Genomic DNA, 26,820 nt, shown 5'->3' with positions numbered 1-26,820 from the left:
TTATATAAACTTCCTGTAATTGCGTTTCCAATATTGCTCAATAAATCCCCATTTATAGTTCTTATATTTTCCAATTTCGCTGATCGGGTATTTTTTGATTAGTTGCTCTTTTGCTCCCCGCACTTTGGTAATAAACACTCCAATTTCTTTATCACCACAATCCAACCCTGATATATTGCCTATTTTGATAATTTTATTATTTATAATCTTAAATAGATCGCTATCCCAGTTTGAATCAGCACATCCGCTCCGGTGATAGGAATAATACAGGTTGGTATTCTTCAACCTTTCTGGTACGGGATAATCGGGAAAGTCTTTAATTAAAACAAACTTCTTCTTCAGTTTATCATAAAGTAGAAGATCGCAACGCCCTGCCACATTTGACATGTGTTCAATAAACAAGTCTTTATAACCGTCTCCATTAAAATCAACAAACTTAAATGAAGAAAAACCTTCCTCATAACAATCGCCCGAATTCAAATGCAGCATCGTTTTCCCATTGGGTTTTAGTATTGATATCGATCGGTCACTACTTTTATAAATAGCCTTATAAAGTACATCGTCAACCCGCGCCGTTACAGTTTGATAAGTATCCTCCTGGGCAAATAAACAATTGGTTCCAATAAGTAAAACAAGTACAATAAGAAAGGCTTTCATTCAAATGTATTATATGCATCTAATTTAAAAGAAAAGGGTAAATCACTATGAACGATCTACCCTTTTTCCAAATTACTAAAATATAAACTGCTATTTTAATCCCTATGAATATGCAAGCCGTTAAACTGCCGTTTGCCATTTTCATAACTGGTATTGCCTTGGGCAAAGCGCGGATATTTTGCACTGTATTTCTTAAATACGCTCTCAGGTTGCTTCACTCCGTTAACGATTAGTTCTTCGCCGTTAAATGAAAGCTCATGCAAAGCTTCCTCATTGGGAATAATATGATCAGCTACCAAATCACCTGTCATCTGTTTTAGCAGTCGTTGATCTTCGGCGGCGCGTTCCTGGTCTTTTTTGGCCTGAATCTGATCTAAGTGCGCCTGTTCCTGGTCGTGTTTAGCTTGTACCTGATCTCGGCTGGCCTGTTCCTGATCACGTTTGGCTTGCTCCTGATCGCGGGAAGCCTGCTCCTGGTCGCGTTTAGCCTGTACCTGATCCTTAGATGCCTGCTCCTGGTCGCGTTTGGCTTGTTGCTGGTCGCGCGCGGCATCTTCCTGTTCAACTTTTGCTTGTCGCTGATCTCGCTCTGCCTGTTCCTGATCGCGTTTAGCCTGCTGCTGATCACGACCGGCTTGCTCCTGATCCCGTTTAGCTTGTGCCTGATCTTTTTTTGCCTGGATCCTGTCTTTCCTGATCTGCTCGCGGATAGCTGCTATAACCGTACTATATTCGTTCCATTGGGTTGATGGAATGATTTCCCCGTCAACGGCCAAAGCTATCAGCTTGTTATTGGCTAATTCCATTTGGTAGGTTTTACCCTTCCAGTTAGTTTGGATGCGTTCGCGCCCCTTGCCATCAAAAGTATCGTAATTGTTATAGGCGTTGAAGGCCGTTTTTTTTCCCGGCTTCTGTGCATTTGCTGCAGTTGTTAATGCCGTTGCCGCAATCAACAACAGCGCGCTTCTTAAATAATTGGTTTTCATTTTTCTGTCGATTTAAAAGTTTAAAATTTGGGCAATAAATTTTCCTTCCGCCCAGGGGCAGGTTAAAAATTGATTGTTAACATGACTAATTACTGCATAGGCCGGCCGATAAAACGGGGTGCACTCCTGCTTTACGAACCAAATAAGAAATGTACCTGCTTAATTCTGAACGCTTACTTTGCTTTTTATAGGTTCTGTTTTGGGTTTACTTACCTGTGCCTGGTCACGGCGCGCCTGCTCCTGATCGCGCTTAGCTTGTACCTGGTCCCTTTCGGCCTGTTCCTGGTCAAGTTTAGCCTGCGCCTGATCCCGCATGGCTTGTTCCTGATCACGTTTGGCCTGCTCCTGGTCACGACGAGCCTGGTCCTGGTCTACTTTGGCATGTTCCTGATCCCGGCGGGCCTGTTCCTGCCCGCGGTTATATTCGGTTTTATCGGCCGAAACTTGCTGGCTTTCTTTTTCGGCCTGTTGTTTTGCGAGCTTCGCATCAGCTTCAAGCTGCTCCTGCGGAGAACGCGGCTCAGTATTAGCTATAATCACATTTTCATTTGCAGCAACAGGCTTCTGAGCTACTGCAATGTTTCTGTGCTTTGGGTGTTTTGGTTTATCGACAGATTTAACGGGTGCAACCGGCTGTATACCTGCAGATGGTGTGATATGCCGTTCCTGTTTATACACATAAGCTTTATCATTACCGGGATTATTAACTTCCCGGATCTGCGCGATAGTCGCCGTAGCTATTATTGCCGAAAGGATAACAACACCGCTTATCAAAAATACTTTATCACCCTGGCTTACCGTTTTGTTTTTATTACCAAGGATACGGCTTACCCTTTGCAACAACTGGTTCTTTTTACCAGGAAATGCAACCGCATAATTTGCACCGTAAAGCGAATGTTCTTTAAAGCTGATCAATGCCTGTATAAAATCGCGTTTGTTTTTTGTTTGGGCGAGGGCGATATCATCACAGCAGTTTTCCCGCTCATCCCTAAGCAGGGACGAGATCCACAATAAGCCGGGATTAAAGAAGAATACGGTTTCGGCAACGGTTTGTAAAAAGTTAACGATATAATCATGCCTGCGGATGTGGGCCAGTTCGTGCAGCAGTACAGCTTCCACCTGTTCGGGCGGCAGCCCTGCCAATAAACCCGCCGGGATCAGGATTACCGGTTTCAGGTGCCCGATAACCATGGGTATTTTCACATAACCCGATTCAAGCAGCCGAACAGCCCGTTTCAATTGCAGTTTTTCGCAAAGCAGCTCAACCCTGTTTTTCCAATATCCAACAGGTTCGGATACCTGCCTGTGTTTGGCATTATGGATAAACATGAGCCCGCGCATCATCCGTACCGACCGAAACAGGAAAAACACAAACCACAGCAGCACAACCATTGGCGCGTTGGCTGTAAAATAACCGATACAGGTACTGGCAAAAACCCGGATCCCATTAGCATTAAGGCTCAATAAAGCTGATGCCCTGCCGCCCATCGCATCACCAAACTGTACCATATTTTGCTGCGGATGCTTGCTCCACTCCCAGGTAAAAGTGAACAGGCAGGCCCCAACAAATAATAAAAACTGTACAAGTACCAGGTTGTACCTTACTGCCGCGCTTGCTTTTTTGGTGAAGAACATCACCGCCGCGCTGATAACCGCCAGCAACATCCCTTGCCATAGCGAATGGATCAGCATCCAGCTAAAAGCCTGTATCAGGCTGTGGGAAATGGTGTTGGTGTTAAGGAGCAGGTACATATCTGTAAAGTTTAATTATTGATCGTCCATTTTTTTGAGCAGCTCTTTTATTTTTCTGAATTCTTCGGCCGATGTTTTGTCGTTACCCAACAGGGCTACCATCAAATCGCTCGGCGAACCATTATACATCGAATCAACAAAGCGCCCAAGCATGTTCCCTTTCACTTTGTCTTCTTCAACTGCGGCGCTGTAAATGTGCTTCATATTGGTTTCGTCACGTTCAAGCATCCCCTTCTCTTTCATTACCTGCATCAGCTTAAGGGTACTGGTGTAAATTACCGCTTCCTTTTGTTCATTAAGCTTATCATGCACAAACCTCACCGTCGACGGGCCATGCTGCCACAACACCCGCAAAACGTCCATTTCTGTTTTGGTTGGCGTTAAATCAGCAGTAATATCCTTTTTAAACAAACTCATAAACCAAAGGTACGTATCAAAAACGTACGTTGCAATAGCTAAGTTATTTTTTATTAAAAAAAAACTCTAAAACAAAACAATCACCCTAATACTAAGGTGGTTGTACATTATAAATATAAGATCAGTCGTTTAAAAACTCTTGGCGAAAGTTAATCCAACCCTTCCGTCCTGGTAAGTTGGCAACAATAAGGAGTTGTTGTTTTTTCCTTTCTCATTCCCCCCACGGAATATGCCATTACGGATAAGCGGGTACAGGTAATAAGCCGCTTTTGTTGATAAGATCCCAAAACCGGCTCCTGCTATGATGTCGCTAAACCAATGCTTGTTGTTATATACACGCAAAATAGCTGTAGTGGTAGCAAAGCCATAACCAACGCCGCCGTATATGGGCGAGCGGTCGCCGTACTCCTGCGCCATAAACTCGGCAGAAACAAAGGCGTTACCGGTATGGCCTGAAGGGAACGAAAACTTATCAGAGCCATCGGGCCGCTCACGGTGGGTAACACGTTTTAAGCCAAAAGTGGTACCGGCAAATATGGCTTCGGAAAGCACGAGCAGCATAGTACGGTCGATAAATGTATTTTTACCATGAACACCAGCCAGATTAAGCGCATAAACAGACACGATAGGCGCATATTGCATGTAATTATCAACCTTGGTATGGAAGCCGGGATGATCCTTGTTCATATCATTCCGTACGCGATAATCAATATTACGTATAAATCCTACTTTAAACGATAGCAGGCCATAAGTGATAAAAGCCGCCGGTGGTATGTATGACGGAAACTTACTTTGAAGGTGTTTAACCGTATCGGGCAATGTCAGGATATTCCTTGCAGAGTCTTTCTGCAGGGAATCCTTCTTTACGGCAACTTTTTGTAATGTATCCTTAACCTGGGCATAAACAGGCAGCGAAGATGATGCTGCCAATAGCATCGAAATAAAATAAAACCTAAACTTTTGCAAAGAATCCCCCTTATTAAGCGCTGGTAAGCACAATTATACAATTTAATTCTGTAGAATTTCTGAAGCGCGTAAACAATAAATTAACACGCTGTTAACGTAAATAATATTCAATATGTTGTATGTGATTTAAAATTGATTGAAAGGCCAGCCCCTTATTTTAATTGTTCTTTTTACAATAAATAAAATTACCTATGTTTGATCTGTACTCCTTATAAATCACCAAACTACCTGAATGAAGACCATCAAACTTATCTCCTTCCTTTTATTATTTATCAGCGGCCGTATTTTTGCCCAGAACCAGGCCAATATCACCATCAGCCTAAATGATAAAATTGGCGATATGTACCCCTTTTGGGCATGGTTTGGTCACGACGAGCCTAACTATACCTACATGAAGGATGGCCGTAAACTATTGTCGGAGTTGGCCGCTTTGAGCCCTGTACCGGTACGCATGCGTGTGCACAACCTGCTTACCACCGGCGATGGTACAGCCGCGTTAAAGTGGGGATCAACCAATGCCTATACTGAGGATGCCAGCGGCAAACCTATTTATAACTGGCACCTGGTTGACAGCATATTTGACACTTACGTTAAACTGGGTATGAAACCTTATGCCCAGATAGGTTTTATGCCCGAGGCCTTGTCAACCCACCCCAAACCTTATCGCCATTACTGGAAACCGGGCGATAATTATGATGATGTTTACACAGGCTGGGCCTATCCGCCAAAAGATTATAATAAATGGGAAGAGCTTGTTTACCAATGGGTAAAGCATTGTGTACAGCGCTACGGCCAGGCCGAGGTTGAAAGCTGGTACTGGGAAGTTTGGAACGAGCCCAACATTGGCTACTGGAAGGGCAGCATGCAAGAGTTCTTTAAACTATACGATTATGCTGCCCATGGTGTAAAACGCGCCCTGCCTACCGCGCACGTGGGCGGACCGGAAGTTGCAGGCGGCTCAAGCCCCGGCGGGATGAAATTCCTGAACGCATTTATTAAACATTGTATTGCTGATACCAATTACGCAACAGGCAAAATAGGTTCGCCTATTGACGTGATCTCTTTCCATGCCAAAGGGCAGCCTACGCTGATCAATGGGCGGGTGCGCATGAACATGGCCCCGCAGATCCGCGATATCAGGGAAGGTTTTAAAATTGTAGCATCATATCCCGAAACTAAAAACACCCCGATAGTGATAGGCGAATCGGACCCGGAAGGTTGCGCCGCCTGCGGTATGGCTACCAATCCGTCAAATGCCTATCGTAACGGCACCATGTATTCGAGCTATACAGCGGCTTCTATTGCCCGCGAATACCAACTGGCCGACTCATTAGATGTAAATTTTATGGGCTCCGTATCATGGTCGTTCGAGTTTGAAAATCAGCCCTGGTTTTATGGTTTTCGGGATTTGGCTACAAATGGAGTTGATAAGCCGGTACTGAACGTTTTTAGGATGCTGGGCATGATGAAAGGCAAACGCCTGAAAGTAACCGGCGACCAGATGTATTCGCTTAAAACCGTAGCCGATTCAAGCATCAGGGGAAGTAATACAGATATCGGTGCTTTGGCAGCCGCAGATAAAAAAGAAATGACCGTATTGCTGTGGAACTACCATGATGATGACCTGCACGATGCAGGGAAAACCGTAAAGATCAGGATAGAAAACCTACCTCCCACTTTTGTAAAATTAACTCAATACCGCATTGATGAAGAGCATAGCAATGCCTACGAAGTGTGGAAAAAGATGGGTTCACCGCAAAAACCGACGGCTGCGCAAATTAAGGAACTTGAAAAAGCAGGGCAATTACAACAGTTCGGCAAACAGGTTACACTGCAGGCTAAATCAGGGCTGGCAGGTGCCACTGTATTGTTACCAAGGCAAGGGGTGTCTCTTTTAAAGCTTAGCTGGTGAGATAAACTCATCTATCAAACTATAAAATTGTTCCAGCCTGCCTAACCGTAATACTTTTGATAAAGTATCGAGCGTATAGGTGGGTTGGTTATCGGTAAAATCGCCAATCCTTTACTTTTTTATAATAAGGTCTTCCCTGGCCGCCCACATACCAATATCCTGTTTAGTGAGCGCAGCGGCCATCAGATCGGGAAATTTATCGGGTGTGCAGGCAAAAACGGGCACCCCCATATCGGCCAGGAACTGTGCATTGCCATGATCATACGATGGAGAGCCGTCATCGCTTAAAGCAAGCAATACTACCAACTGCACACCTGCCGCTACCAGTTCTACCGCACGACGGCGCATTTCGGCAACATTACCTCCTTCGTAAAGATCGGTAATGAGCACCAACACGGTGTCCGTGGGCCGGGGAGCTATCTGCTGGCAATAGGTTAAAGCCGCGTTAATATCAGTTCCCCCACCTAATTGCACGCCGAATAATAACTCAACCGGGTCGGTTAACTCTTCAGTTAAATCGGCAACCGCGGTATCAAAAACCACCATTTTAGTTTTTATAGCTGGGATAGAAGCCATAACGCTTCCAAAAATTCCCGAATAAACCACTGATGATCCCATCGATCCGCTTTGGTCAAGACAGAGGATCACATCTTTTAATGATGAGCGCTTACGACCGTAACCAATCCTCGTTTCGGGAATAATGGTTTGATATTCGGGTTGATAATGCTTAAGGTTTTTAAGAATAGTTGCCCCCCAGTTTATTTCATTATGCCGCGGCCTTGTATTGCGGGCACTACGATTTAAACTACCGGTTATGGCCTGGCGCGTGGGCTCGGCTAACTTTTTTACCAGTTGGTCAACAACTTTACGTACTACCTGCCTGGCGGTATCTTTTGTTTTATCAGGAATAACGCGGCTCAATGTCATCAAAGTTGCTACCAGGTGAACATCTGGCTCTACATTTTCCAACATCTCCTTTTCAAACAGCATTTGGGTCAGGTTCAGGCGCTTTAATGCATCCTGCTGCATTACCTGTACTACGCTTGATGGGAAGAAGGTACGGATATCCCCCAGCCAACGGCTTACATTCGGTGATGATGCACCGAGGCCTCCGGTTCTGTCGCTGTCATATAAAGCTTCAAGTGTGCGGTCAACCTTAAGGTCGGCATCATCAAGGCTAAATCCGGTACCTTCATTTTTATTACCGCCCAGTATTAACCGCCATTTGCGCAAATGCTCCGGTTCAATTTCCATTTGTGTCGTTAATGTTTATGGTTAAACCCAATAATTGCATAATAACCGGCAAGCCTTGCTTAGCTCTTTCGGCATCAAAATTAGCGCTGATGTTTGTATGCTGGTGCCCCGTCCCACCGCCGGATCTGGCCTTTTCGCCAAGCTTTCTCCTTTCAGGATTGGTAAAATTGGCAAAGGTGCGGCGCAGTAAAGGCAGCACTTGCATAAAAACCTCACCGGCAAGACTGGCTACCCAATTGTCGATCACCTGCCAAAGGCCCTGATCAAGCAACAATAAAGTACCGCTGCCTTTCAAAAAGCCTTCGAGCCAGGCTGCGGCGATGACCGGGGCCGTGGCCGATGACATAGCAAAACTGAAATACTGCATCAGTTGGTCGCCCTCCAATTTACGGGCGTCATGCAGCAAACGGGTACTATATCCTCCTATAACCGCCGAGGTGTTTTTATTAGCTGCTATAGTCAACAGCGTTTGCTGCCACATGTTAATTATGCCCGTATCCTGCAATAGGTTAATGCCGTCGTTCAGTTTAAAAAACAGTTCCAGCAGCTTTTGAGAGGCATCTTCATCAATAGCGATACAGGCATTGGGCAAACTGATACAAACGCGGGTAATAATGCTATTGATAATGCTGATCACCAATTCGGCATCTGTTTTGCGTACATTGCCATACCTTGCCACGGTTATCAGGCCGGGCACCACTTCCATCAGTTCGATAACGTCGGCAGAGGCCGCAGCCAGATTATTAAGCTGACTGATCAACGCTTCAATGGCTCCCGGCAATTCTGCCGGAATCGTTTTTTCAAGCAGATCGCCTATAACTTTCAGTTCCTTTGCTTCTTTTGCCTGGTTGAGGACGCTATTCGCGGCCGCTTCAGCTACAGTATTGCCCAAATTGCCGCGTTCAATAATCTCCACCGAATAGCCGGGGTCCCATTGCAGGCGCCATTGCTCTTTAAAAGTACCCTTTCCGCTGGTGTATTGCTGCCTGCCCCAATTAATGCCCAGTAATTGCAGGCGGTGCAGGAAGATACTCCGCTCCAGGTCGGTATCTTTCCTCAGGTCGAGTGTATAATCTTTGTAATCGGCTGTTGCGGGCAGCCTTAATTTCTTTTGTTGTTTTTCGATATCGAGTTGCAACGGCGGTTTGGGAATCTCAACCGGCACCTCGCCTATCTGGTGGCCAACTATTAATTCGTCATGTACCAGTTTTAGCAAAATGCTCTCGCCGTTACAAAGTACGCTCAGCGTGGCCTCATTCAGTTCCTCTAACCCTACTTTGGGCAACCCCCGCAGTGAAGCGAGTGCACCGGCCAACCTTACCGCTTCAATAATATGGGCAACGGAGGTATCCATCTGCTGCTTACGGAAAAGTTGTGCCACCTTGGCCATCCACAGGGTACCATCATCATGCGGATGGTTCCAGATGTGGTTGTACCACCCCGGCGAATTGATACCGGCACCGTAACCGCTACGGAAGCTTAAACGGTTAAAAGTCCAGGGAATCCAGGTGCACTCTGTTTTTACTTTTGGAATCCCCTTCAGTATTTCGTTATCATCTTTTTGCGATGATTTTCCCTGTAAAGCTGGTGCGTGCCATGCTCCACAAATTACGGCTATGGTATGAAACATCTCCTTTTCGGCCTGGCGGATAGTGCGACGCATGTATGCTTCGCGCATCTGTTCAAGCTTTTTGTCCTTTTTGGGAAAACTCTCGCGGAGTGCCTGCATAGCTTCAGATACCGCATCAAAAACCTCATCGTTATTATCGCGGTACTCAAACGTATGCTCCCACCATTTTTCATCGTCGGCAAAGCCGGCAGCATCTGCCAGGTAACTTATCGGACTTTTATAGAGTTGCTCAAGGCTTTGTGCTTCGCTATTGATGTGAACTGTATCCGGCTCTTGTTGTTGTTCAACAACCTTTTGCTCCTTTTCAACAAGCATCTGGTTACCGGCAGGGAGATCCATAAAACGCACATGGATATTTTGCCTGCGGGCATAAAGAATTGCCTGCCATTCGGGCGAGAAATCGGCAAAGGGATAAAACACCGAGCGTTGGGGGTCATCCGGCTGATAGCAAAGCAGCGCTACAGGTGGTTTCAAACCTTCGTTGCTTACCCATTGCAGCATGGCATCAGCTTCCGGCGGCCCCTCAACCAAAACAATATCGGGCCTAACCGTTTCCAGAAAAGCTTTCACATTACGCGCCGAACCCGGCCCGTGGTGCCTTATGCCTAAAATATGTACTGCCATTGGCTTAAGGTTTTTTGATTACAGATCGCGGCAGGCACGGTAAATGTCGGCCCAATCGGTACGTGGTTTTACTACAGTTTCCAGGTATTCCTGCCAAACCAGTTTATCCTGCACCGGGTCTTTAATTACCGAACCGATGATGCCCGCGGCAAGATCAGCCGCTTTCAATTGTCCATCGCCAAAATAGGCAGCCATTGATAAACCGCTGTTCACAACGGAGATAGCTTCGGCAGTACTTAAGGTACCTGACGGCACTTTGATCTTGGTTTTGCCATCAAGCGTAACGCCTGCACGAAGTTCACGGAAGATGGTCACTATCCGGCGGATCTCCTGCAATGCCGGCGGTTCGGCCGGCAGTTCCATTACTTTTTCAAAGCTTTCAACCCGGCGGCGTACGATGTCTATCTCCTCTTCCACCGAATCAGGCAAGGGAAGGATAACGGTATTGAAACGGCGCTTTAACGCGCTTGATAATTCATTTACACCTTTATCACGATTATTGGCTGTGGCTATGATATTAAAACCTTTAACGGCCTGCACTTCGATATTAAGCTCAGGTACGGGCAGTGTTTTTTCAGAAAGAATGGTGATCAGTGTATCCTGCACGTCGGCGCCAATACGGGTAAGCTCTTCTAAACGAACTATTTTACCATCTTTCATCCCGCGCATTACAGGCGTTTCTACCAGCGCATCCGGCGATGGGCCTTGTGCTATCAGGCGGGCATAGTTCCAGCCGTAGCGAATGGCCTCTTCACTTATACCGGCTGTTCCCTGGATAATCATGGTTGAATCGCCGCTTACAGCCGCTGCCAAATGTTCACTCACCCAGCTTTTTGCTGTACCGGGCAAACCGTATAATAACAGGGCACGATCTGTTGTGAGCGTAGCTACCGCTATTTCCATTAAGCGGCGGTTGCCAATATATTTTGGCGACACCTCAAAGCCATTCTTCAGCTTTCCGCCAACCAGGTAGGTTACTACCGATTGAGGAGAAAGTATCCAGTTGGCCGGACGCTTATCACCGTCCTGCTTTTTCAATTCTTCCAGTTCGTGTGCAAATAATTGTTCTGCATGCTGACGTAATATCTGTGACATGTTAAAGTTTTTTAGCGTTAAAGGCTTTAAGCGTTTGCTGTTTTAAGTTGAGTAAATTAATTAAGTGATTGCGGGTTTTGTCCCAGGTTGGCTGGAGGTTAACCTGCTGTGATGTTATGTTTTCGACATGTTTCAAAGCCTCGACAGGGATCAGGCTGATATACCGGGTAAAAAAACCACGATTATATTCGTAAGGCCAGTTAGCCATTTTTAGCAAGGCCGAAACCGCAAACTCGGTGCCCCATTCATCACTAATGCGGATGGCCTGAGCAATTGTATTTTGCGGATCATTGCCCAAGGCTTTCAGCAGGTATTTTTCCTGTTCTCTGCCGCTTAGCATTTCAACAAAATCCGGGTAGAACATACTTTGCCCGAGAAAAAACGGCACCCAATTCTTTTGCCCAAACTTTGCCACCGCATTGGCCAAAGCCGGTACCATAGCAGGTGCATATTTTTCAAAATATTCAACTATCTGAATGGGCGTTGCTTCAAACTGATCTTCCCAAAACGCCGGCGGCACGCTGCTGATGAGCTGATAAATAACATAGTTTTCGTCAGTTACCGTACTTTTAGGCCCCGATAATTTTTCGATGCCCGATTTGTAGATGCTTTCGTCAACTACGGCGGGAAGTTTTATTTGGATGGAAATTTTAGTAGTTAAACCTAATAAGGCCTTTTCTTTTTTTAGCGATACAGATTCACGTAGCAACTGCTGATACTGTTTAACAACCGACGAACCAGAAATACTTTTGAGCAGGGCCAAAGCTTCATCTTTAACCTTTTGCCCTTTTTCGTTGAGCAAGCCCTCCAACCATGGCAGGTCATTAGCATTACTATTCACTTTCATGGCTTTAAGCAATTCCAATTTACCGGCTGCATTCTCCTGCTCCCACGTTTGCTGCAGCCATTCTAAAGCTTTGGCGGGCTCATTCAGTCTTAAGCTTTTCAATATTTCTGAACGCTGGGCCGACGTACCCATTTGCCATAGTTCCTCATCGGCTATAGTAGTAAACCAGTTCCACGCAGGGTTCATTTTACTAAGCCAAACTCCCCTGTTACCGCTGCATTCAATAACAGCTTTGCGCAATACCATCTCCTTTTGTGCTTTTTCAAATACGACCGGCAACACATCAGGCATTAGTAATTGCCCTGATTTACAACATTGCATTAGCCACAATTGTAGTAATTGATCGTTCTCCTCGCCCAATATGGCGTTCAAAATCCCGGCAGCTTCGGGTGAACAGTACGGTTTTGTTTCTGCAAGCGCTTTATTAGCCGGCAGATCATTTTTTTGAAATGGTATAAAACCCGATTGCCTGTAATTGTAGATCACAGCAGCTTTTTGCAGGTAGCGTTCTTCTTTATCTAAGCCTGCTGAGGCCTCTATCGCATTAGCGATCAGGGCTACTTCTTCCGGCAAATCAGCAATAGCAGGTGTAGGTTTATCAGTACCCAGCATTGCGGTGTTTATGATACTTTCCCAGGCCTTCATCAGATACTTTTGTAATTATTTTGATGCCAAACGCCAATCGGGCGATATTCATTTTCTCTACCGATGACGGCCATATTTACCGGGTCGCCTCCGCTTATGGCAATCAGTTGCCAGATGTTGGTATAACTTGCTGATATTTTGCAGAGGCAGCCTTCGCTATCCTGTAGCCACCATTGCTTTTGGTAGAAAACCGGTGTTAGCGACGCTATAACAAGGGGCATTTCACTGCGAAATGGCAAACGGCTGTTTAGTATAGTTTCGTAACCGGCAACTTGCTGCCAGCCTGTAAATGTTTTTATATTAACGTTATCGATTTGCCTTATGATATTATAATCCTTAACGATAGCACGATACGGCAGGGCCGACGGGAAATACACCAGGGTAGCATCCAGGTACATCCCCGGCGAAAAGTTAAGCGGCGGGAATTGCCCTTTAACCGTAAATTGCAGCACCAGCGCATAACTGTTGGTTTTTAAACCGTAAAGCCAGTTTTGCTCAATGGTCAGTTGCTGCTCATCGCGGCTTTCCTTTCCAATAACAAGCCAGGTATCACTTACACCTGTTTGCGCCCGCAGCTCTTCCTGGTTGGTGGTGAAACCTATGACAGTGCGTAAATCCTGCTGCAAATCCGGGTCAATATTTTGAATGTTATTGTACCCCTCTGCAATTAAATATAATTGGAGTAATTTATCTATAAAGCCACTTTGCCAGCCGTCGTTCCAAAAGTTGGTAGCGCCAAGGTTCCTCACCATACCAGCCAATCCCGATGCCTGGGCATCAACCATACGGCGGGCCATATTATCCCAGTAAGCCGGCGTTTTTTCGGGGATGGTTAAAATTCCGCCGCGTACAATATCCTTGATCCAAACCATTAGCTCGGCTATCCCTGCGCTTACTTTTTGTTCACGTGCCTGTACACGTTTAGCCTGAGCGTTTTCATCTACAGATTTTTCGGCCGCCTTTTCAACTTTTTTTTCTTCTTTTTCGGCTCGTTTGTTTATCCAGTCGCTTACCCAGGCAGGCATTGTTGATTTGGCAAATAAGCCTGGTTCCCTCTCACATAAAAGCATTAAGCCTAAGCCATGCTTACATGGAAATTTACGACTGGGGCATGAACATTTAAAGGCGATAGCGCCAAGATCAACCTGAGTTTGGTAAGGTTTGCTGCCGCTGCCCTGGCATTCGCCCCAAAGGGCTTCTTCACTAATACCTTTGCTTACCCATTTGGCCGGGTTAGCCAAATCACGACCTGCTTTTTTTGAAGCTTCATCAGGTGCGAGAGCGTATATCTGATCTTCTGTTAGCTGCAAAACTTGTGATATTTAGTAAAAAAAACGGGTTAGGTTTCTCGTTCCTAAAATCAGGATAAAATAATTAGCTGTCAACCCGAAAATAAACAAAAACCCTCCTCCGGTAATAACCGAAAGAGGGTCAGCCAACCTAACGTGCCCGGGTGAGTCGGGGCCTGTTAGTTAATAGTTACATTAAGTGCGAAATTATAAAGCAAATCCGTAAGCTAAGCGCAGGCCAACCATACCAAAATGATCCTGGTTAGCGCCCGAAAAGTTTTCATAGCGTACACTTACATCCCAGGTTTTATTGGCCCAGCCTATACCAGGCGAAAGATCAAGCCTGTGCGGGCCCCAGCCTTCTTCCAGTTTTTCGTAAGCGATACCAGCTTCGCCGGCAACATATACACTTGGTACAAAAAACTCTTTGAAACCGAATTTAATAGGGATTTCGCCATAGCTCGGATAGCGTTTACCCGTAGCAGGATTTTCTTTCTGAAAAAAATGATACCCGCCCATAGTATAAGTAAGCGCAAAACTATTGCTTATACCATATTGCAAACGGGCTGTACCACCTAAGGTAAAAGTAGTGCCAATTTTTGCTACACCTGTAGGTAAGCCGGTTTCAATTCCTAAACCTAAACGGAACGCATTTGCAGGAGTAGTTTGCGCTTTTACCGTATTTGAAAAAAACAGTGCTCCTGTCACAAGGGCCGCTGCTGTTAACTTTGATAGTAATTTCATGTAGTAATATGTTTGTGTACATAATGATTACTACCATTTTAGCAAAGGCGTTGCCTCAGGTTGCAGATTTTTTTATAACGGTAAGATATCTCCCTGCAAAATACTACTCTTTTATATAATGCACCCCGAGAACACCATCGGCAAAAGTGGTGCTTTTTGCCAGTTTGAGCTTTATCTCGGTATTAGGAAACAGCGGAATACCGGCACCAAGCACTATCGGGTTTACAAACAGCCAAAATTCATCAATCAATCCTTCCTGCATCAAATAACGGGCAAGGCCGGGGCTGCCAAACATGATGATCTCGCCGCCCTCCTGTTTTTTGAGGTCTGAAATCCGCGCCTTTACATCATCACTGATAAATTTAATCTTATCGGTATTTTTCCGGGCAGCAGTTTCAGACACTACATACTTAAGTGTATTATTATACCATGTAGCGTGTTCAATAGTATGCTTTGAGGGGTTTGGCCCATTGGCTGCTGTTGGCCAGTAGGCATCCATCATTTCAAAGGTTTTACGGCCATATAGGGCGGTGTCAGCTACCTGTGTGCGGGCGTTGGCATACTCAAACATCTCGCTGCTCACTTTGATCCAGTCCATAGCGCCATCAGTGCGCGCAACCATACCATCAAGTGAAATGTGCATAAACAATACTAAGTTTCTCATAATATCAGTGGTTATATTTTATATATCAAAATTAAACCGGTACTTCACCGTATGCAGGGGGCTAAAGCGACTTTTAAAGGGTGTAAATATGACTATAGTAAAAAGGCCATGCTCCCGCACGGCCTTTGTTATCGATTATAAATTACTTTACAACGTAGCCATATCAATTACAAACCGGTAACGCACATCGCCTTTTTCCATACGGTCATAAGCGGTGTGAATATCCTTGATATCAATCATTTCAATATCCGAAACAATGTTATTTTCGGCACAGAAATCAAGCATCTCCTGGGTTTCTTTAATACCGCCAATTCCTGAACCGGCTAAGCTTTTACGGCCGCCCAATAAGCTGAAAGCAGCAATCTGAGCTGGTTTAGGCGGTACGCCTACACAGATATGAACGCCATCGGTACGTAATAACGACAGGTACATGTTAAAGTCATGCTCGGCCGATACGGTATCCAAAATAAAATCGAAGGAGTTTTTAGCTGCTTCAACCTGTTTTGGATCGGTAGTTACCACAAAATGGTGAGCGCCTAATTTTTTAGCGTCTTCTTCTTTCTTAGGCGATGTACTTAATACGGTAACATCGGCACCAAAGGCAACACCAAATTTAACAGCCATGTGGCCTAAGCCGCCTAAGCCAAGCACGGCAAGCTTATGGCCTTTGCCAACTTTCCAGTGCCTTAGCGGCGAGTAGGTTGTAATGCCGGCGCATAACAACGGGGCAACGGCGGCCAGATCAACGCCTTCCTTAAGGTGCAGCACAAAATCCTCATTAACAACAATGGTGTTTGAGTAACCACCATAAGTAGGTGTTTTATGATCCTGTTCAAGGCCATTATAAGTTTGGGAGTTGCCATTGAGGCAATATTGCTCAAGGTCGCGTTTACAGTTTTCGCATGTACGACATGAGTCAACCAAACAGCCGGTAGCGGCAAGGTCGCCAACTTTAAAACCTTTTACATGCTCGCCAACTTTAACTACGCGGCCAACAATTTCATGTCCGGGCACCATAGGAAAAATGCCGGGGAACCAGTCGTTTTTGATCTGGTGCAAATCGGAGTGGCAAACGCCACAGTACAAAATATCAAACTGCACGTCATGAGCACCCACTTCGCGCCTCTCAAAAGTCCAGGGGGCAAGCGGTGTGTTTTCATCTTGCGCGGCATACGCTTTAGTTTCAATCATAGTAGTAAACGTTAAGTAGTGTGAATGATGATTTATTGAGTCTGGAAAGGATCTCCATAACAAATGTACAATGATAATTTTATAAATATCGGCCAAGTATGGGTTGAAATAAAAAAGTGACACATGAGGGGATAAATATTAACCACAGATAAAAGCAATCATTTAATTTAGCATACAGATTAACACCGCATGAAAATAGCCATTGCTACTCCGCCTTTTCCGAAATCAATTAATGACGGTCTGCAACAAGCCGAAAAGCTGATTAAAGATGCAGCGTCACAACAGGCAGAGGTTATCTGTTTCCCTGAATCATATATACCTGGATATCCGGGTATGATAGCCGATCCGGAGCCAACATCGCCGGAGATACTGCAATCGGCGCTGGATGAAGTATGCAAGATTGCCGCCGAAAATAATATAGCGGTAATTATGCCTATGGATTGGTACAGCGAAGACGGGCTTTTAAACATTGCACATGTGATATCCCAAACCGGCAAGGTACTTGGATATCAAACTAAAAACCAATTAGACCCATCGGAAGACGCCATTTGGGTGCCGGGCACACAACGAAATATTTTCGAGGTAAATGGCTTAAAATTTGGCGTTACCATTTGCCACGAAGGGTTCCGTTATCCCGAATCGGTAAGATGGGCGGCGCGTAATGGCGCGCACATCGTTTTCCACCCGCATTTTTCGGGCAGTAATACCGAAGGCGTGCTGCTTACCGAGTGGGGTAGCATGACCAACCCTTATTACGAAAAGGCGATGATGATGCGGGCGCTGGAAAACACCATCTATTTTGCCAGTTCCAATTATGGTTCGCTTTACCCCGAATCGGCAAGCTCAGTTATAGCACCGGATGGCACCTGTTTAGTTTACCAGGCTTACGGCACAACTGGCGTAATTATAGCTGATATCGATTTAGAAAAAGCTACTGGCTACCTGGCTAAAAGATTTAAACCACAGTTGTACGATTATTAAAGGCGCCGATATTTTAACCATTATTTGAATTTTGTAAATAATGGATTGATTTATTAAAACGACTCCCCTCCCATCTGTTTTACTTTTGTATCAAAACAAAAAAGAAAATGGAAAACAGAAATAAAATTGCCGTGGTAACCGGCGGCAGCCGTGGCTTAGGCCGGGACATGGCCTTAAGACTTGCCGAAAAAGGAATAGATGTTATTATAAGCTACAATACCAATGCAGAGGAGGCAGCCAAGGTAGTTAACCTTGCAGAACAAAGCGGCGCAAAGGCAGCAGCATTGCAACTCAATACCGGAGTAATTAAAAGCTTTGATGCATTTACCGAAAAACTGCGTGAAGTTTTGACGGATAAATTTGGAACCGATCATATCGACTTTTTAATTAATAATGCGGGACAAGGCGGTTACAGCGCCATCAGCGATGTTACCGAGGAATTCTTTGATGATTTGTTGAACGTGCACTTTAAAGGTGTATACTTTTTAACTCAAAAACTGATCCCGTTGATGGCCGATGGCGGTGGGATTGTCAACGTATCATCCGGGTTGACGCGGGTATCGGTTCCGCGTTCTTCGGCCTATGCATCTATGAAGGGGGCGGTAGAAATTTTCACCCGTTACCTGGCTAAAGAACTTGGCGGAAGAGGTATCAGGGCCAATGTGGTTGCCCCCGGCGCCATCATGACCGATTTTGGAGGCGGCCATTTGCGCAACAGCGAAGAAACACAAAAAATGGTAAGCAGCATAACTGCACTGGGCAGGCCGGGCGTTGCGGAAGATATCGGCGGCGTAGTAGCTTTTCTTTGCACCGACGATGCGCGTTGGGTTAATGGCCAGCGTATTGAAGCATCGGGTGGTATGGCAATTTAAATGGAAAACATCTTGATTAGTCGGGTACCTCGGTAAATTAATGAGGTACCCTTTTTGTAAAGGGTTGGCTGCATATTACAGAAAGTGTCAATTATGCGTCCCTACAACAGGCGATTTATTTTAATATTTCCAATATCGCAATCACCGCGTTATTGCTTAATGCTTCCATGTCAGCCTCTTCCAACTGCCATAACGCCAATCCGTCACGCTCATGCATCAGACGGCCCTGCAGCTCAAAAGCCCCGGCAAGCACAAATGCGTAAAACAACGATTTATTGTTTTGAAGTTGATAAAGCGCATCAGCCCTCCCGCCAAATACCCCTGCATGCAATCGAAACGGATGCATTCCGCTGGTGGGGACCAGGTCGATCAGTTCATTTTGTCTGTTGGTAATATCAAATTTAAAAACGGCGTCGCGCGGTAGATCTATAACCTCATCATCTTTTAACTGAAAATAAATGTAATTGATCCAATCGCTTTTATAAAGATTAGTTAATTCAAGACGCTCACCGGCAACAGCATAACCTACAAACAGCTCTCCAACATCAATCAGGCGGATATCTCCGTTTACCCTTTTTAGTAGCACTTCACCTGTAACCGGCATCAAAACAAACCAGCCGGAGTTTTCGACGGCGACATCAATCGAACTGCCGCCCGCCAGCATTTCATCATTCCATACCTCCAACCGGCCAAAGGGTTTACGATGCTCATTAAAGTAGTTACCATAGTTAAAACTGCTGTAACGCCTCAAGGTGTGGGTTTTCGTGAAACCTCTTTGGTCGGCCAAATGTATTTGCCCCGGTGAGATCTTTTCCATGTTAATTGTGATATTGCAATGAAGTTATGTTTATATACGGCTGCAATTGCATAAGGTTGGTGGATATGCAATTATTTTCGACATTTAACTGATTTTCGGCCTGTTGAGCGGATATCAGCAGGTAATTATCTATGGTATCATGCCAAAACAACGGTTCGGAATAAAAATTAACCGCGACCTGGTGTTTATCCTTATCATTAATATCCGAATTGATGATCTCCAACTGAAACTTGCTGAACGTCAGAAACCGTCTGCCAACATTATTTAAAATATCAGGCATAATACTGCCAAGCTGCTGAATATAACCTGTAACCGATGGTGTAACCATACCGGCTAAACGCTGAGCATTGGGCACATTTCTTAACAACTCGGAATAGGAAGTATAGGCTGTTCCCTGGCTAAAGTTCTGGGCCTGCATTTTAAATTCCAGGTAGGTGCTTTCAAAAACCAGCTTATCCCATTGCTTGAACGACCGGATATCGATGATTTTACGATAACATAGAATGATGACGCGCTTTTGCATATGATGGTTCAAAAAACAAAATGGTTTTTTAAGCAGGTACACTTAAGCTGATAGCCAATACAAAACCGGCGGTGGTGCTACCGGTAACAGTAGCAGTTTCAAGCGTATATCCATCGCTAAACACATTATCACTCGCGTTATACGTATATCCGCTCATGCCTTTAGCATAACCATTAACAGCCGCCAGGGCCGTGCCGGAACCTTCCGGAAAAGCGATCTGTGTTACTTTCAATGATGTACCCGATGAGTTATACACATGAACGTGAATATGTGTAGCCCTGCCCGTATACCACCCTGGAAATATAGATGTAAAAGTTACCAGGCCATTTGAATCGGTAGTTTGCCTGCCACGTAAAAAATGAACTGATGTATAATTTGTTGATTGCGTACCACTGCCGCCATATTCAGAATAATTGCCTTCCGCATCGCAATGCCAGATATCAACCAACGCTGACGATAGCGCGCTACAGCTATTATTGCTATTGTTGATTGTAATTTTCACGGTAAGTTTATACCCGGTACGGCCATCGGTAATATCGCTCCTTACATATGAAGCAGGCGAATGTGTTGGATATGGACCTTCCGTTTCGGTAGGCGCAACACTGCAACTGCCTGTGTCGGTTGAACCCGAGGTACTGCCGGAAGATGAAGTGGTAGTAGTTGTGACGGTATCAGCATCTTTTTTGCAGGCCTCAACCAATACCGACGATGACACTGCGCCAATTACCAGGCTTTTTAAAAAGTTCTTTCTTTCCATTGTTTGTTCTCCTTTTAAGTTTAATCTAAATCGTTGATTCAAAAGTAAAAGCAGTACAATAAGTGTTAAAACATGTGTCGGTTAGATGCGTTTTTGTGTCGATAAACAGCAAATTATCGGTGTGCGAAAAGATGAGATTGTATAAACATACAGTTGCATGACAGCTTTAAACCGTCAAATTTCTCTATCTTTGCATGTTTTTTTGAGAGTATATAATATTTATGGCATTAAAAAGCAGTGCGGTGATTACCGGTGTAGGTGGATATGTTCCCGACAACATTTTAACTAACAGTGATTTAGAAAAAATGGTTGAAACTAACAGCGACTGGATAGTTTCACGTACAGGGATCAAAGAAAGAAGAATCCTCGCCGACAGAACACTCGCTACTTCAGACATGGCTGCCTTTGCGGTAAAAAATTTACTTGAAAATGCCCAAGTTGATCCTTCTGAAATTGACTGTGTTATTGTAGCCACTTCAACCCCCGATTATCTGCTTATTTCTACCGCCAGCATCGTTTGTGATAAATGCGGTTTAAGCAATGCCTGGGCGTCTGACGTTAATGCGGCCTGCAGTGGTTTCCTTTATGCCTTTACCCTTGGCTCGAGCCTGGTTGAAAGCAACCGTTATAAAAAAGTAATAGTTATCGGTGCCGATCAAAACAGCGCCATTGTAAACTATGCCGACCGCAACACTTGTATCCTCTTTGGCGATGGCGCCGGCGCGGTATTGCTTGAACCATCTTCTGAAGATCTGGGCGTTATTGACAGTGTATTTAAAACTGATGGTCACGGGCGGGAACATTTATATGTACCTGGCGGCGGCTCTATGAACCCTGCATCAGAAGAAACCCTCGATGGTAAACTGCACTATATACGTCAGGACGGTCGCGTAGTTTTTAAAGCGGCCATTAAAGGCATGACCGAAAGCTGCACATCTGTGCTGCAGCGTAACAACCTTACCATAGATGATATTAACTGGCTAATCCCCCACCAAGCCAATTACCGCATTATCCACGCCGTAGGTGATGCTTTGGGCCTGCCTGAAAGCCGTGTTAAGATCAACATCGACCGTTATGGTAACACCACAGCCGCCACTATCCCGCTGGCGTTGTGGGATTATAAAGAAGATTTTAAAGAGAACGATAACATAATCCTGACAGCATTTGGCGCAGGGTTTTCATGGGGCGCTACTTATTTAAAATGGGGTAAATTGAGATAATCAACCTCATCCCAACCCTCTCCTTTGGAGAGGGAGTTAAAATTCAACTCAATGACTACTGAAGAACGAATTAAAGAAGCCGAATCACGGATATTCAAAACCGTATTCCCAAGCGATACCAATCATTATGACACGCTTTTTGGCGGTTCGGCAATGGCCATGATGGATGAGGTAGCTTTCATTACGGCCACCCGCTTCACCCGTAAAAAAATGGTTACCGTATCATCCGACAGGATCGACTTTAACCGTCCTATCCCGGCAGGTACCATTATTGAACTTGTTGGCCGTATATCCCATATCGGCAATACCAGCCTAAAAGTTTTGGTTGAAATCTATATTGAAGAAATGTACTCTTTTGTGCGCGAAAAAGCTATCACCGGCACTTTTACGTTTGTTGCCATTGATGATCATAAGCACCCGGTAAGCGTTTTGTAAGCTTAAAGCGGAAAGCCTAAGGCCTAAAGCCCGATTTTCCCGTATACAAAACTGCTTTGAGCTTTCAGCCTTAGGCTTTAAGTTCTTTTTTAGTTTCTTAATGTAGTTTCTTGCGCTTCAACAACCCGCCTGTTGTATCGTCAATGCTTTGCTGCACGATGAAAGCTTTGGGATCGATACGAAGGATAGTTTGTTTTAGCGATGGAATTTCCAAACGGGTAGCCACAGTGAAAACAATATCACGGGGATCATTTACATGGCCATCCTTTCCATAACCGCTTTTACCCTGGTAGATAGTAACACCACGGCCAAGCGTAACTGTTATCGCCCTCCGTATCGCATCGCTTTTGGTCGAGATAACGGTAATACCCGAATATTGCTCAATACCATTCAGCAAAAAGTCGATCATTTTGGCGGCAGCCATATAGGTTAATATTGAATACATGGCCGGTTCAACGCCGAGTACCGAGGCTGCTACTCCAAATATCAAAACGTTAAGCAGCAAAATAAAATCGCTCACTTTAAGCAGCTGTGTTTTTTTACTTACCAGCACAGCTGCTATTTCTGTACCGTCAAGCACAGCGCCGCCCCGCATGGCCAGCCCGCTGCCGGTACCAATAAACACACCGCCAAATACAGCTGTAAGCAATTTATCATGAGTAACATCCGGAAACTGAACTAATGCAAGGCATAATGAAAGCAAAGCAATGGCGGCGGTACTTTTAATAGCAAACCAAAGCCCAAGCTTCCGGTAGCCTATCCATAAAAAAGGCACGTTTATAACAAAGATCAAAACAGATATGGGAATGGAGGTTATATCAGATATCAGCATGGAAACGCCGGTAGCACCGCCATCGATAAAATGACTTGAAAGTAAAAAACCCTTAAGGCCAAAAGCTGCCGATAAAATTCCGAGTCCAATATTAGCTGAATCCCTGATGGTGTTGATTGCCTTCATGCCCAAATATAGCTTTTTGGGGCTAAAGGCAGGTATAGAAGAGTGAAATAGGCAGCACTAACCAGTCTAAAAAAGACATTATATTGCTACTGGCGTTTTGGTGGTGAATTAATCAAGTAAAGACAAATTATGTTTTTTCAATACATCCCCAACACCAATAAGGCGACCATGGTGATTCTCACACAATAGCCACTTGTAGTCTTTATCTATGATATAATATTCAAACCCAAAACACTCATTTAAAATGCCGCAAATGTATTTCGGGTCAACATCGTATATAGGGTAAAACTTTTCCTGATCATCTTCAACCATTAGCCATACCTTTTGGGTGAGGTCAGGAATAATCTTTAAAAAATGATCAGGAGAATAATCAAACGTTTTAAAGCTAAACGATGATTTAAATGCTTCCCACCACCATCGTCGATCTTTACCATTTACAAAATGGGCAAGGAGATCAAAATAAAGTATATCATTATATCGAGCATCGATTTTGGAAATGATGTTATCATCCAGTTCTAAAGTAACTATCGCATCTTCTACTTCCTTCGTGACTTCGCCCATATTAAACTGTTTGCTTAACCACTATCTGTATCGTATTCCTGCTAATTTGTTCAAGCAAAATAGTTTTGCCTTTGGTTAATTCCTTAATGGTATTCGCCCCGTCATGGCGTACAGTAATGAGCGTTAACCCATCGTTATATTTCACTTTAAAATCTTGTTTTAGGCCGTTCAGCAGCTTTTCAAAACGCTCTTCGTTCAGGTCGAAACAAACCGAAAAACTTAATGCGGAAGTTTGCATCACATTTACCTTAACATTGTTTTGAGCAAACAGGCGAAACACATCGCTAAGGTGATCTTCCGTTATAAAAGAGTAATCCTTACTTGATACTGACAGCAATACCTGGTTTTGTTTCAGGATGATCACCGGCTTGGTAAACTGATTATGTCCATCTTCTTTAATTACTGTACCGGGCGCAGATGGGTCTGTAAACGGCCTTACCAGCAATGGGATCCGTGCATTCTGCAACGGCTTGATGGTTTTTGGATGGATGACACTGGCCCCGTAATAGGTCATTTCGATGGCTTCCGTATAGGAGAGCTCATCAAATTTAACCGTATCAGCAAAAAATCTCGGATCGGCGTTCAGGATGCCCGGAACATCTTTCCAGGCAGTAACCGATTCGGCGCCCAAGCAAGCTGCAAATATAGATGCTGTGTAATCAGACCCTTCGCGACCGAGCGTGGTGGTAAAGTTTTCGGAAGTGCCGCCTAAAAAGCCCTGGGTTATTACAATACCTTTTTCGAGCATAGCCGGGAGATCTTTATTGATGCTTTCTTTAGTTTTATCCCAGTCAACTACGCCTTCTCTGTATGTATTATCGGTATGCACATATCCGCGTACATCAAGCCATTTACTTTTGAGGCCAACCTGGTTCAGGTAGGCGTTAACAATCCGGGTTGACACCAGTTCGCCGATGGATACGATCTGATCATATACAAAATCATAGCTATCGTGTGGCTCATCCTCTATGGCCCAGTCAATCTCCACAAAGGTATTGGCAACTTCATCAAATACAGGGTGGCCCGGTTCAAATAATCCGCTCAGAATGTTGTAGTGATATTCTTTGATTTCGTTAAAGATCCCGTGCATATCATCGGTTTGCTCCATGTAGGCTTTGGTAAGCTTCTCCAGCGCGTTGGTGGTTTTGCCCATGGCCGATATCACGATGAGCAATTGTTGATCAGTATATTGTTTTACAACATTAGCAAGGTTGGTAACACCCGCAGCATCTTTAACTGATGCCCCTCCGAATTTAAAAACAAGCATTTATTTAATGAATTGACTTACAACCGAACCCGGCTGTACTAATGATTTGATCTGTGCGTATGGAATAAACAATTCGGTAATACCGGCCGCGTATGGTTTAATGTCATACTGATTGTACAAAAATTTAATCCCAAGTGGCGTAATGGAAAAATTAGTATTGAGCGCGAATTTGTTATCCTTAAAAAAATAATTGGTGGCGAGAGATGCGGTATCACTTAATTTTTCATTCTTTCTGAAGATCTTTTCGGCAACGGCATTTAATTTATCATGATACCCTTCAACAAGCACATCATCAAGTTTGAGGTTTTTACCGGCTTTGGTATCCCAGTTTATAAAGCCGACAGATGTGCTGCCATGAGCGCCGCCGGTATATGAATAACCCCGCACTTCGAGCGTTGTTAAGCTCGAATCCTGGTGGATTACCTTAACGGAATCATCCAGCGTAAAAAACATTCCCGACCGCAGGTCAGTCTTCCTGAAATCATCATATGATTTCAGGAACTTTTTGCTCATCAGCTCCAGGCTGGTGTCGGGCCTTCCATCCGTAGCAAACATCAATGTAAGCTTACGGGTTACGGTATCATTTAAAGTTTTTGCGCTGTCAAAAACTGGGTAGTTAATTTTCACTACCGTACAGGCGCTATCGGCCTTAGCACCGCAATCTGCCGCCCGTGCTTTGATAACTTTATAAGCATAACGCAGGGTATCAAATGACTTCTCGGGAATTTTATTAGGAACGCCCCACTGGCACGATGATAATCCCATCGCCATAAAAAACGCCAGGCACAGATTTTTCATAGGTATAGTATTAGTAGTTTAACAACTGCTCTTTTGAAAGCGAAGCATTTAACCAGCCCGCCTCAATATTCGCGCCGTACTTATTGTAAAAGTTAATGGCCGGTTCATTCCAGTCGAGCACCTGCCAAACCATACCGCTGAAACCTTTCTCTTTAGCTTCCCGGAGCAGCCTGTCGAAAAGCAGTTTGCCGACCTTCTTGCCGCGCATCTCTTCGGTTACGATCAGGTCTTCCAGGTACATGCGGGAGCCTTTCCAGGTGGAGTAGCGAACATAGTACAAGGCAAAACCAACCACAACGCCGTCAACTTCGGCCACAAAAGCTTTCCATACCGGGTTAGGGCCAAACCCGGTTTCTTCAAAATGCTGCAAGGTTACGGTAACCTCGTCCGGGGCTTTTTCATAGAGGGCAAGCTCATGCACCAGCTCCATCAGGCGCGGACAGTCGGTTTGAATAGCTTCCCTTATAATTAATGCCCCGGCCCCCTGAAGAGGGGGCTGACTTTCAATTTTATTTTCTGTATTATTCATGTTATTAATTGTCTGAACTCGAATTAAACGAATTAAGAGAATTTATCGAATTTGGCAAACATTCAGTCAATTCTGCGCCGTTGTTGGTGTTGTCACCAACAACTTTCTATTTATTTTAACAGGTGTTCAACTTTTTTAGGTGTGAACACTTACAGATATTCCACAAAAAAATCAATTGATAATCAACCATTTAATTTTACGGATTATTGCCCATTCAAACAAAATGAACACATAATAACTGACAATCAAATACTTAGCTTTTTCACAATCTTACAAACTGAACACCCGTTTTTAAAAAATTGAACACTTAATTTCATTTCAAAAAACATGTTGTTGGTGACAACACCAACAACGGGCGGAACGCGCGGGATTTTCGTCTGAACCGGAATTTATCGAATTAAGCGAATTATTTGAATGGTAATTTCATTC

At 44.5% G+C, this 26,820-nt stretch carries 26 protein-coding genes; 5 read left to right on the top strand and 21 right to left on the bottom strand.

The genetic code is table 11. The annotated features are described in order from the left end of the window. From FHW88_RS04625 to FHW88_RS04605, 5 genes are all read right to left on the bottom strand, one after another. Positions 1-657, bottom strand: coding sequence for an XAC2610-related protein (locus FHW88_RS04625; RefSeq protein ID WP_176623499.1), 657 nt, complete (start codon positions 655-657; stop codon positions 1-3). 95 nt (positions 658-752) lie between these two features. Next, a complete protein-coding gene (locus FHW88_RS04620) occupies positions 753-1,643 on the bottom strand; it encodes a hypothetical protein (RefSeq protein WP_176623497.1) in 891 nt (296 codons plus the stop codon). Between the two features lie 159 nt (positions 1,644-1,802). Next, entirely contained in the window at positions 1,803-3,395 is a 1,593-nt protein-coding gene (locus tag FHW88_RS04615; RefSeq protein WP_176623495.1) for a M56 family metallopeptidase, read from the bottom strand. Positions 3,396-3,410: 15 nt separating this feature from the next. Then, complete coding sequence (locus tag FHW88_RS04610; protein ID WP_176623493.1) at positions 3,411-3,812, bottom strand: BlaI/MecI/CopY family transcriptional regulator; 402 nt, start codon at positions 3,810-3,812, stop codon at positions 3,411-3,413. A 129-nt stretch (positions 3,813-3,941) separates the two neighbouring features. Then, on the bottom strand, positions 3,942-4,742 hold the full coding sequence (locus tag FHW88_RS04605; RefSeq protein WP_176623491.1) for a phosphatase PAP2 family protein: 801 nt from the start codon (positions 4,740-4,742) through the stop codon (positions 3,942-3,944). A gap of 268 nt (positions 4,743-5,010) precedes the next feature. Here FHW88_RS04605 and FHW88_RS04600 point away from each other — a divergent pair, with 268 nt between their 5' ends. Beyond that, positions 5,011-6,690: a GH39 family glycosyl hydrolase gene (locus tag FHW88_RS04600; protein WP_176623489.1), complete on the top strand. Its 1,680-nt coding sequence runs from the start codon at positions 5,011-5,013 to the stop codon at positions 6,688-6,690. A 111-nt stretch (positions 6,691-6,801) separates the two neighbouring features. On the opposite strand, the gene FHW88_RS04595 is transcribed toward FHW88_RS04600, so the two are convergent. The 8 genes from FHW88_RS04595 to FHW88_RS04560 form a co-directional block, all read right to left on the bottom strand. Then, positions 6,802-7,944 (bottom strand): VWA domain-containing protein, encoded by a 1,143-nt coding sequence (locus FHW88_RS04595; protein ID WP_218117127.1) that lies wholly within the window; start codon positions 7,942-7,944, stop codon positions 6,802-6,804. Beyond that, positions 7,934-10,198 carry a DUF5682 family protein gene (locus FHW88_RS04590; RefSeq protein WP_176623487.1) on the bottom strand — a complete coding sequence of 755 codons (2,265 nt, stop codon included), beginning with the start codon at positions 10,196-10,198 and terminating at the stop codon, positions 7,934-7,936. The genes FHW88_RS04595 and FHW88_RS04590 overlap by 11 nt, the downstream gene beginning before the upstream one ends. A gap of 18 nt (positions 10,199-10,216) precedes the next feature. Then, on the bottom strand, positions 10,217-11,293 hold the full coding sequence (locus tag FHW88_RS04585) for an ATP-binding protein (RefSeq protein WP_176623485.1): 1,077 nt from the start codon (positions 11,291-11,293) through the stop codon (positions 10,217-10,219). A gap of 1 nt (position 11,294) precedes the next feature. Further along, entirely contained in the window at positions 11,295-12,785 is a 1,491-nt protein-coding gene (locus FHW88_RS04580) for a DUF5691 domain-containing protein (RefSeq protein ID WP_176623483.1), read from the bottom strand. After that, the gene (locus FHW88_RS04575) at positions 12,785-14,095 is read right to left on the bottom strand and encodes an SWIM zinc finger domain-containing protein (protein WP_176623481.1); all 1,311 of its coding nucleotides are present in this window, start codon (positions 14,093-14,095) and stop codon (positions 12,785-12,787) included. The genes FHW88_RS04580 and FHW88_RS04575 overlap by 1 nt, the downstream gene beginning before the upstream one ends. A 186-nt stretch (positions 14,096-14,281) precedes the next feature. Beyond that, positions 14,282-14,818 carry a hypothetical protein gene (locus FHW88_RS04570; protein ID WP_176623479.1) on the bottom strand — a complete coding sequence of 179 codons (537 nt, stop codon included), beginning with the start codon at positions 14,816-14,818 and terminating at the stop codon, positions 14,282-14,284. A 103-nt stretch (positions 14,819-14,921) separates the two neighbouring features. Continuing rightward, entirely contained in the window at positions 14,922-15,482 is a 561-nt protein-coding gene (locus FHW88_RS04565) for a dihydrofolate reductase family protein (protein WP_176623477.1), read from the bottom strand. A gap of 147 nt (positions 15,483-15,629) precedes the next feature. Further along, positions 15,630-16,673 carry an NAD(P)-dependent alcohol dehydrogenase gene (locus tag FHW88_RS04560; RefSeq protein WP_090524030.1) on the bottom strand — a complete coding sequence of 348 codons (1,044 nt, stop codon included), beginning with the start codon at positions 16,671-16,673 and terminating at the stop codon, positions 15,630-15,632. 189 nt (positions 16,674-16,862) lie between these two features. Here FHW88_RS04560 and FHW88_RS04555 point away from each other — a divergent pair, with 189 nt between their 5' ends. Together FHW88_RS04555 and FHW88_RS04550 are read left to right on the top strand one after the other, a co-directional pair. Then, a complete protein-coding gene (locus FHW88_RS04555; protein WP_176623475.1) occupies positions 16,863-17,654 on the top strand; it encodes a carbon-nitrogen hydrolase family protein in 792 nt (263 codons plus the stop codon). A gap of 107 nt (positions 17,655-17,761) precedes the next feature. After that, a complete protein-coding gene (locus tag FHW88_RS04550) occupies positions 17,762-18,526 on the top strand; it encodes an SDR family NAD(P)-dependent oxidoreductase (protein WP_176623473.1) in 765 nt (254 codons plus the stop codon). A gap of 115 nt (positions 18,527-18,641) precedes the next feature. On the opposite strand, the gene FHW88_RS04545 is transcribed toward FHW88_RS04550, so the two are convergent. Genes FHW88_RS04545 through FHW88_RS04535 form a run of 3 tightly spaced genes read right to left on the bottom strand, consistent with a single transcriptional unit; the run spans position 18,642 to position 20,623 of the window. Further along, the gene (locus tag FHW88_RS04545; protein WP_176623472.1) at positions 18,642-19,343 is read right to left on the bottom strand and encodes a hypothetical protein; all 702 of its coding nucleotides are present in this window, start codon (positions 19,341-19,343) and stop codon (positions 18,642-18,644) included. Position 19,344: 1 nt separating this feature from the next. Next, positions 19,345-19,866 carry a hypothetical protein gene (locus FHW88_RS04540; RefSeq protein WP_176623470.1) on the bottom strand — a complete coding sequence of 174 codons (522 nt, stop codon included), beginning with the start codon at positions 19,864-19,866 and terminating at the stop codon, positions 19,345-19,347. 28 nt (positions 19,867-19,894) lie between these two features. Further along, positions 19,895-20,623, bottom strand: coding sequence for an intradiol ring-cleavage dioxygenase (locus FHW88_RS04535; protein WP_176623468.1), 729 nt, complete (start codon positions 20,621-20,623; stop codon positions 19,895-19,897). A 221-nt stretch (positions 20,624-20,844) separates the two neighbouring features. Between FHW88_RS04535 and FHW88_RS04530 the strand changes: the two genes are divergently transcribed. Together FHW88_RS04530 and FHW88_RS04525 are read left to right on the top strand one after the other, a co-directional pair. Then, positions 20,845-21,843: a beta-ketoacyl-ACP synthase III gene (locus FHW88_RS04530; protein WP_176623466.1), complete on the top strand. Its 999-nt coding sequence runs from the start codon at positions 20,845-20,847 to the stop codon at positions 21,841-21,843. 51 nt (positions 21,844-21,894) lie between these two features. Next, positions 21,895-22,278 (top strand): acyl-CoA thioesterase, encoded by a 384-nt coding sequence (locus FHW88_RS04525; protein WP_090524011.1) that lies wholly within the window; start codon positions 21,895-21,897, stop codon positions 22,276-22,278. A 97-nt stretch (positions 22,279-22,375) separates the two neighbouring features. Here FHW88_RS04525 and FHW88_RS04520 read toward each other — a convergent pair whose 3' ends face one another. From FHW88_RS04520 to FHW88_RS04500, 5 genes are all read right to left on the bottom strand, one after another. Then, entirely contained in the window at positions 22,376-23,236 is an 861-nt protein-coding gene (locus FHW88_RS04520; protein WP_176623464.1) for a YitT family protein, read from the bottom strand. Positions 23,237-23,344: 108 nt separating this feature from the next. Next, a complete protein-coding gene (locus FHW88_RS04515; RefSeq protein ID WP_176623462.1) occupies positions 23,345-23,797 on the bottom strand; it encodes a DUF6756 family protein in 453 nt (150 codons plus the stop codon). A 1-nt stretch (position 23,798) separates the two neighbouring features. Next, entirely contained in the window at positions 23,799-25,064 is a 1,266-nt protein-coding gene (locus FHW88_RS04510; protein ID WP_176623460.1) for an aspartate kinase, read from the bottom strand. Continuing rightward, positions 25,065-25,862 carry a DUF3298 and DUF4163 domain-containing protein gene (locus tag FHW88_RS04505; protein ID WP_176623458.1) on the bottom strand — a complete coding sequence of 266 codons (798 nt, stop codon included), beginning with the start codon at positions 25,860-25,862 and terminating at the stop codon, positions 25,065-25,067. 10 nt (positions 25,863-25,872) lie between these two features. Next, positions 25,873-26,391, bottom strand: a complete 519-nt coding sequence (locus FHW88_RS04500; protein WP_176623456.1) for a GNAT family N-acetyltransferase — start codon at positions 26,389-26,391, stop codon at positions 25,873-25,875. Positions 26,392-26,820: the final 429 nt, after the last annotated feature.

This window comes from Mucilaginibacter sp. SG538B, from assembly GCF_013376065.1.
Taxonomy (GTDB): Bacteria; Bacteroidota; Bacteroidia; order Sphingobacteriales; family Sphingobacteriaceae; genus Mucilaginibacter; species Mucilaginibacter rubeus.
This window is presented reverse-complemented; position numbering and strand designations above follow the sequence as displayed.

What these genes read in the sequence shown, in the direction of transcription:
- FHW88_RS04625 (WP_176623499.1), bottom strand. Translation starts at nt 657, where the DNA reads ATGAAAGCCTTTCTTATTGTACTTGTTTTACTTATTGGAACCAATTGT.
- FHW88_RS04620 (WP_176623497.1), bottom strand. Translation starts at nt 1,643, where the DNA reads ATGAAAACCAATTATTTAAGAAGCGCGCTGTTGTTGATTGCGGCAACG.
- FHW88_RS04615 (WP_176623495.1), bottom strand. Translation starts at nt 3,395, where the DNA reads ATGTACCTGCTCCTTAACACCAACACCATTTCCCACAGCCTGATACAG.
- FHW88_RS04610 (WP_176623493.1), bottom strand. Translation starts at nt 3,812, where the DNA reads ATGAGTTTGTTTAAAAAGGATATTACTGCTGATTTAACGCCAACCAAA.
- FHW88_RS04600 (WP_176623489.1), top strand. Translation starts at nt 5,011, where the DNA reads ATGAAGACCATCAAACTTATCTCCTTCCTTTTATTATTTATCAGCGGC.
- FHW88_RS04595 (WP_218117127.1), bottom strand. Translation starts at nt 7,944, where the DNA reads ATGGAAATTGAACCGGAGCATTTGCGCAAATGGCGGTTAATACTGGGC.
- FHW88_RS04590 (WP_176623487.1), bottom strand. Translation starts at nt 10,198, where the DNA reads ATGGCAGTACATATTTTAGGCATAAGGCACCACGGGCCGGGTTCGGCG.
- FHW88_RS04585 (WP_176623485.1), bottom strand. Translation starts at nt 11,293, where the DNA reads ATGTCACAGATATTACGTCAGCATGCAGAACAATTATTTGCACACGAA.
- FHW88_RS04580 (WP_176623483.1), bottom strand. Translation starts at nt 12,785, where the DNA reads ATGAAGGCCTGGGAAAGTATCATAAACACCGCAATGCTGGGTACTGAT.
- FHW88_RS04570 (WP_176623479.1), bottom strand. Translation starts at nt 14,818, where the DNA reads ATGAAATTACTATCAAAGTTAACAGCAGCGGCCCTTGTGACAGGAGCA.
- FHW88_RS04565 (WP_176623477.1), bottom strand. Translation starts at nt 15,482, where the DNA reads ATGAGAAACTTAGTATTGTTTATGCACATTTCACTTGATGGTATGGTT.
- FHW88_RS04560 (WP_090524030.1), bottom strand. Translation starts at nt 16,673, where the DNA reads ATGATTGAAACTAAAGCGTATGCCGCGCAAGATGAAAACACACCGCTT.
- FHW88_RS04555 (WP_176623475.1), top strand. Translation starts at nt 16,863, where the DNA reads ATGAAAATAGCCATTGCTACTCCGCCTTTTCCGAAATCAATTAATGAC.
- FHW88_RS04550 (WP_176623473.1), top strand. Translation starts at nt 17,762, where the DNA reads ATGGAAAACAGAAATAAAATTGCCGTGGTAACCGGCGGCAGCCGTGGC.
- FHW88_RS04545 (WP_176623472.1), bottom strand. Translation starts at nt 19,343, where the DNA reads ATGGAAAAGATCTCACCGGGGCAAATACATTTGGCCGACCAAAGAGGT.
- FHW88_RS04540 (WP_176623470.1), bottom strand. Translation starts at nt 19,866, where the DNA reads ATGCAAAAGCGCGTCATCATTCTATGTTATCGTAAAATCATCGATATC.
- FHW88_RS04535 (WP_176623468.1), bottom strand. Translation starts at nt 20,623, where the DNA reads ATGGAAAGAAAGAACTTTTTAAAAAGCCTGGTAATTGGCGCAGTGTCA.
- FHW88_RS04530 (WP_176623466.1), top strand. Translation starts at nt 20,845, where the DNA reads ATGGCATTAAAAAGCAGTGCGGTGATTACCGGTGTAGGTGGATATGTT.
- FHW88_RS04525 (WP_090524011.1), top strand. Translation starts at nt 21,895, where the DNA reads ATGACTACTGAAGAACGAATTAAAGAAGCCGAATCACGGATATTCAAA.
- FHW88_RS04520 (WP_176623464.1), bottom strand. Translation starts at nt 23,236, where the DNA reads ATGAAGGCAATCAACACCATCAGGGATTCAGCTAATATTGGACTCGGA.
- FHW88_RS04515 (WP_176623462.1), bottom strand. Translation starts at nt 23,797, where the DNA reads ATGGGCGAAGTCACGAAGGAAGTAGAAGATGCGATAGTTACTTTAGAA.
- FHW88_RS04510 (WP_176623460.1), bottom strand. Translation starts at nt 25,064, where the DNA reads ATGCTTGTTTTTAAATTCGGAGGGGCATCAGTTAAAGATGCTGCGGGT.
- FHW88_RS04505 (WP_176623458.1), bottom strand. Translation starts at nt 25,862, where the DNA reads ATGAAAAATCTGTGCCTGGCGTTTTTTATGGCGATGGGATTATCATCG.
- FHW88_RS04500 (WP_176623456.1), bottom strand. Translation starts at nt 26,391, where the DNA reads ATGAATAATACAGAAAATAAAATTGAAAGTCAGCCCCCTCTTCAGGGG.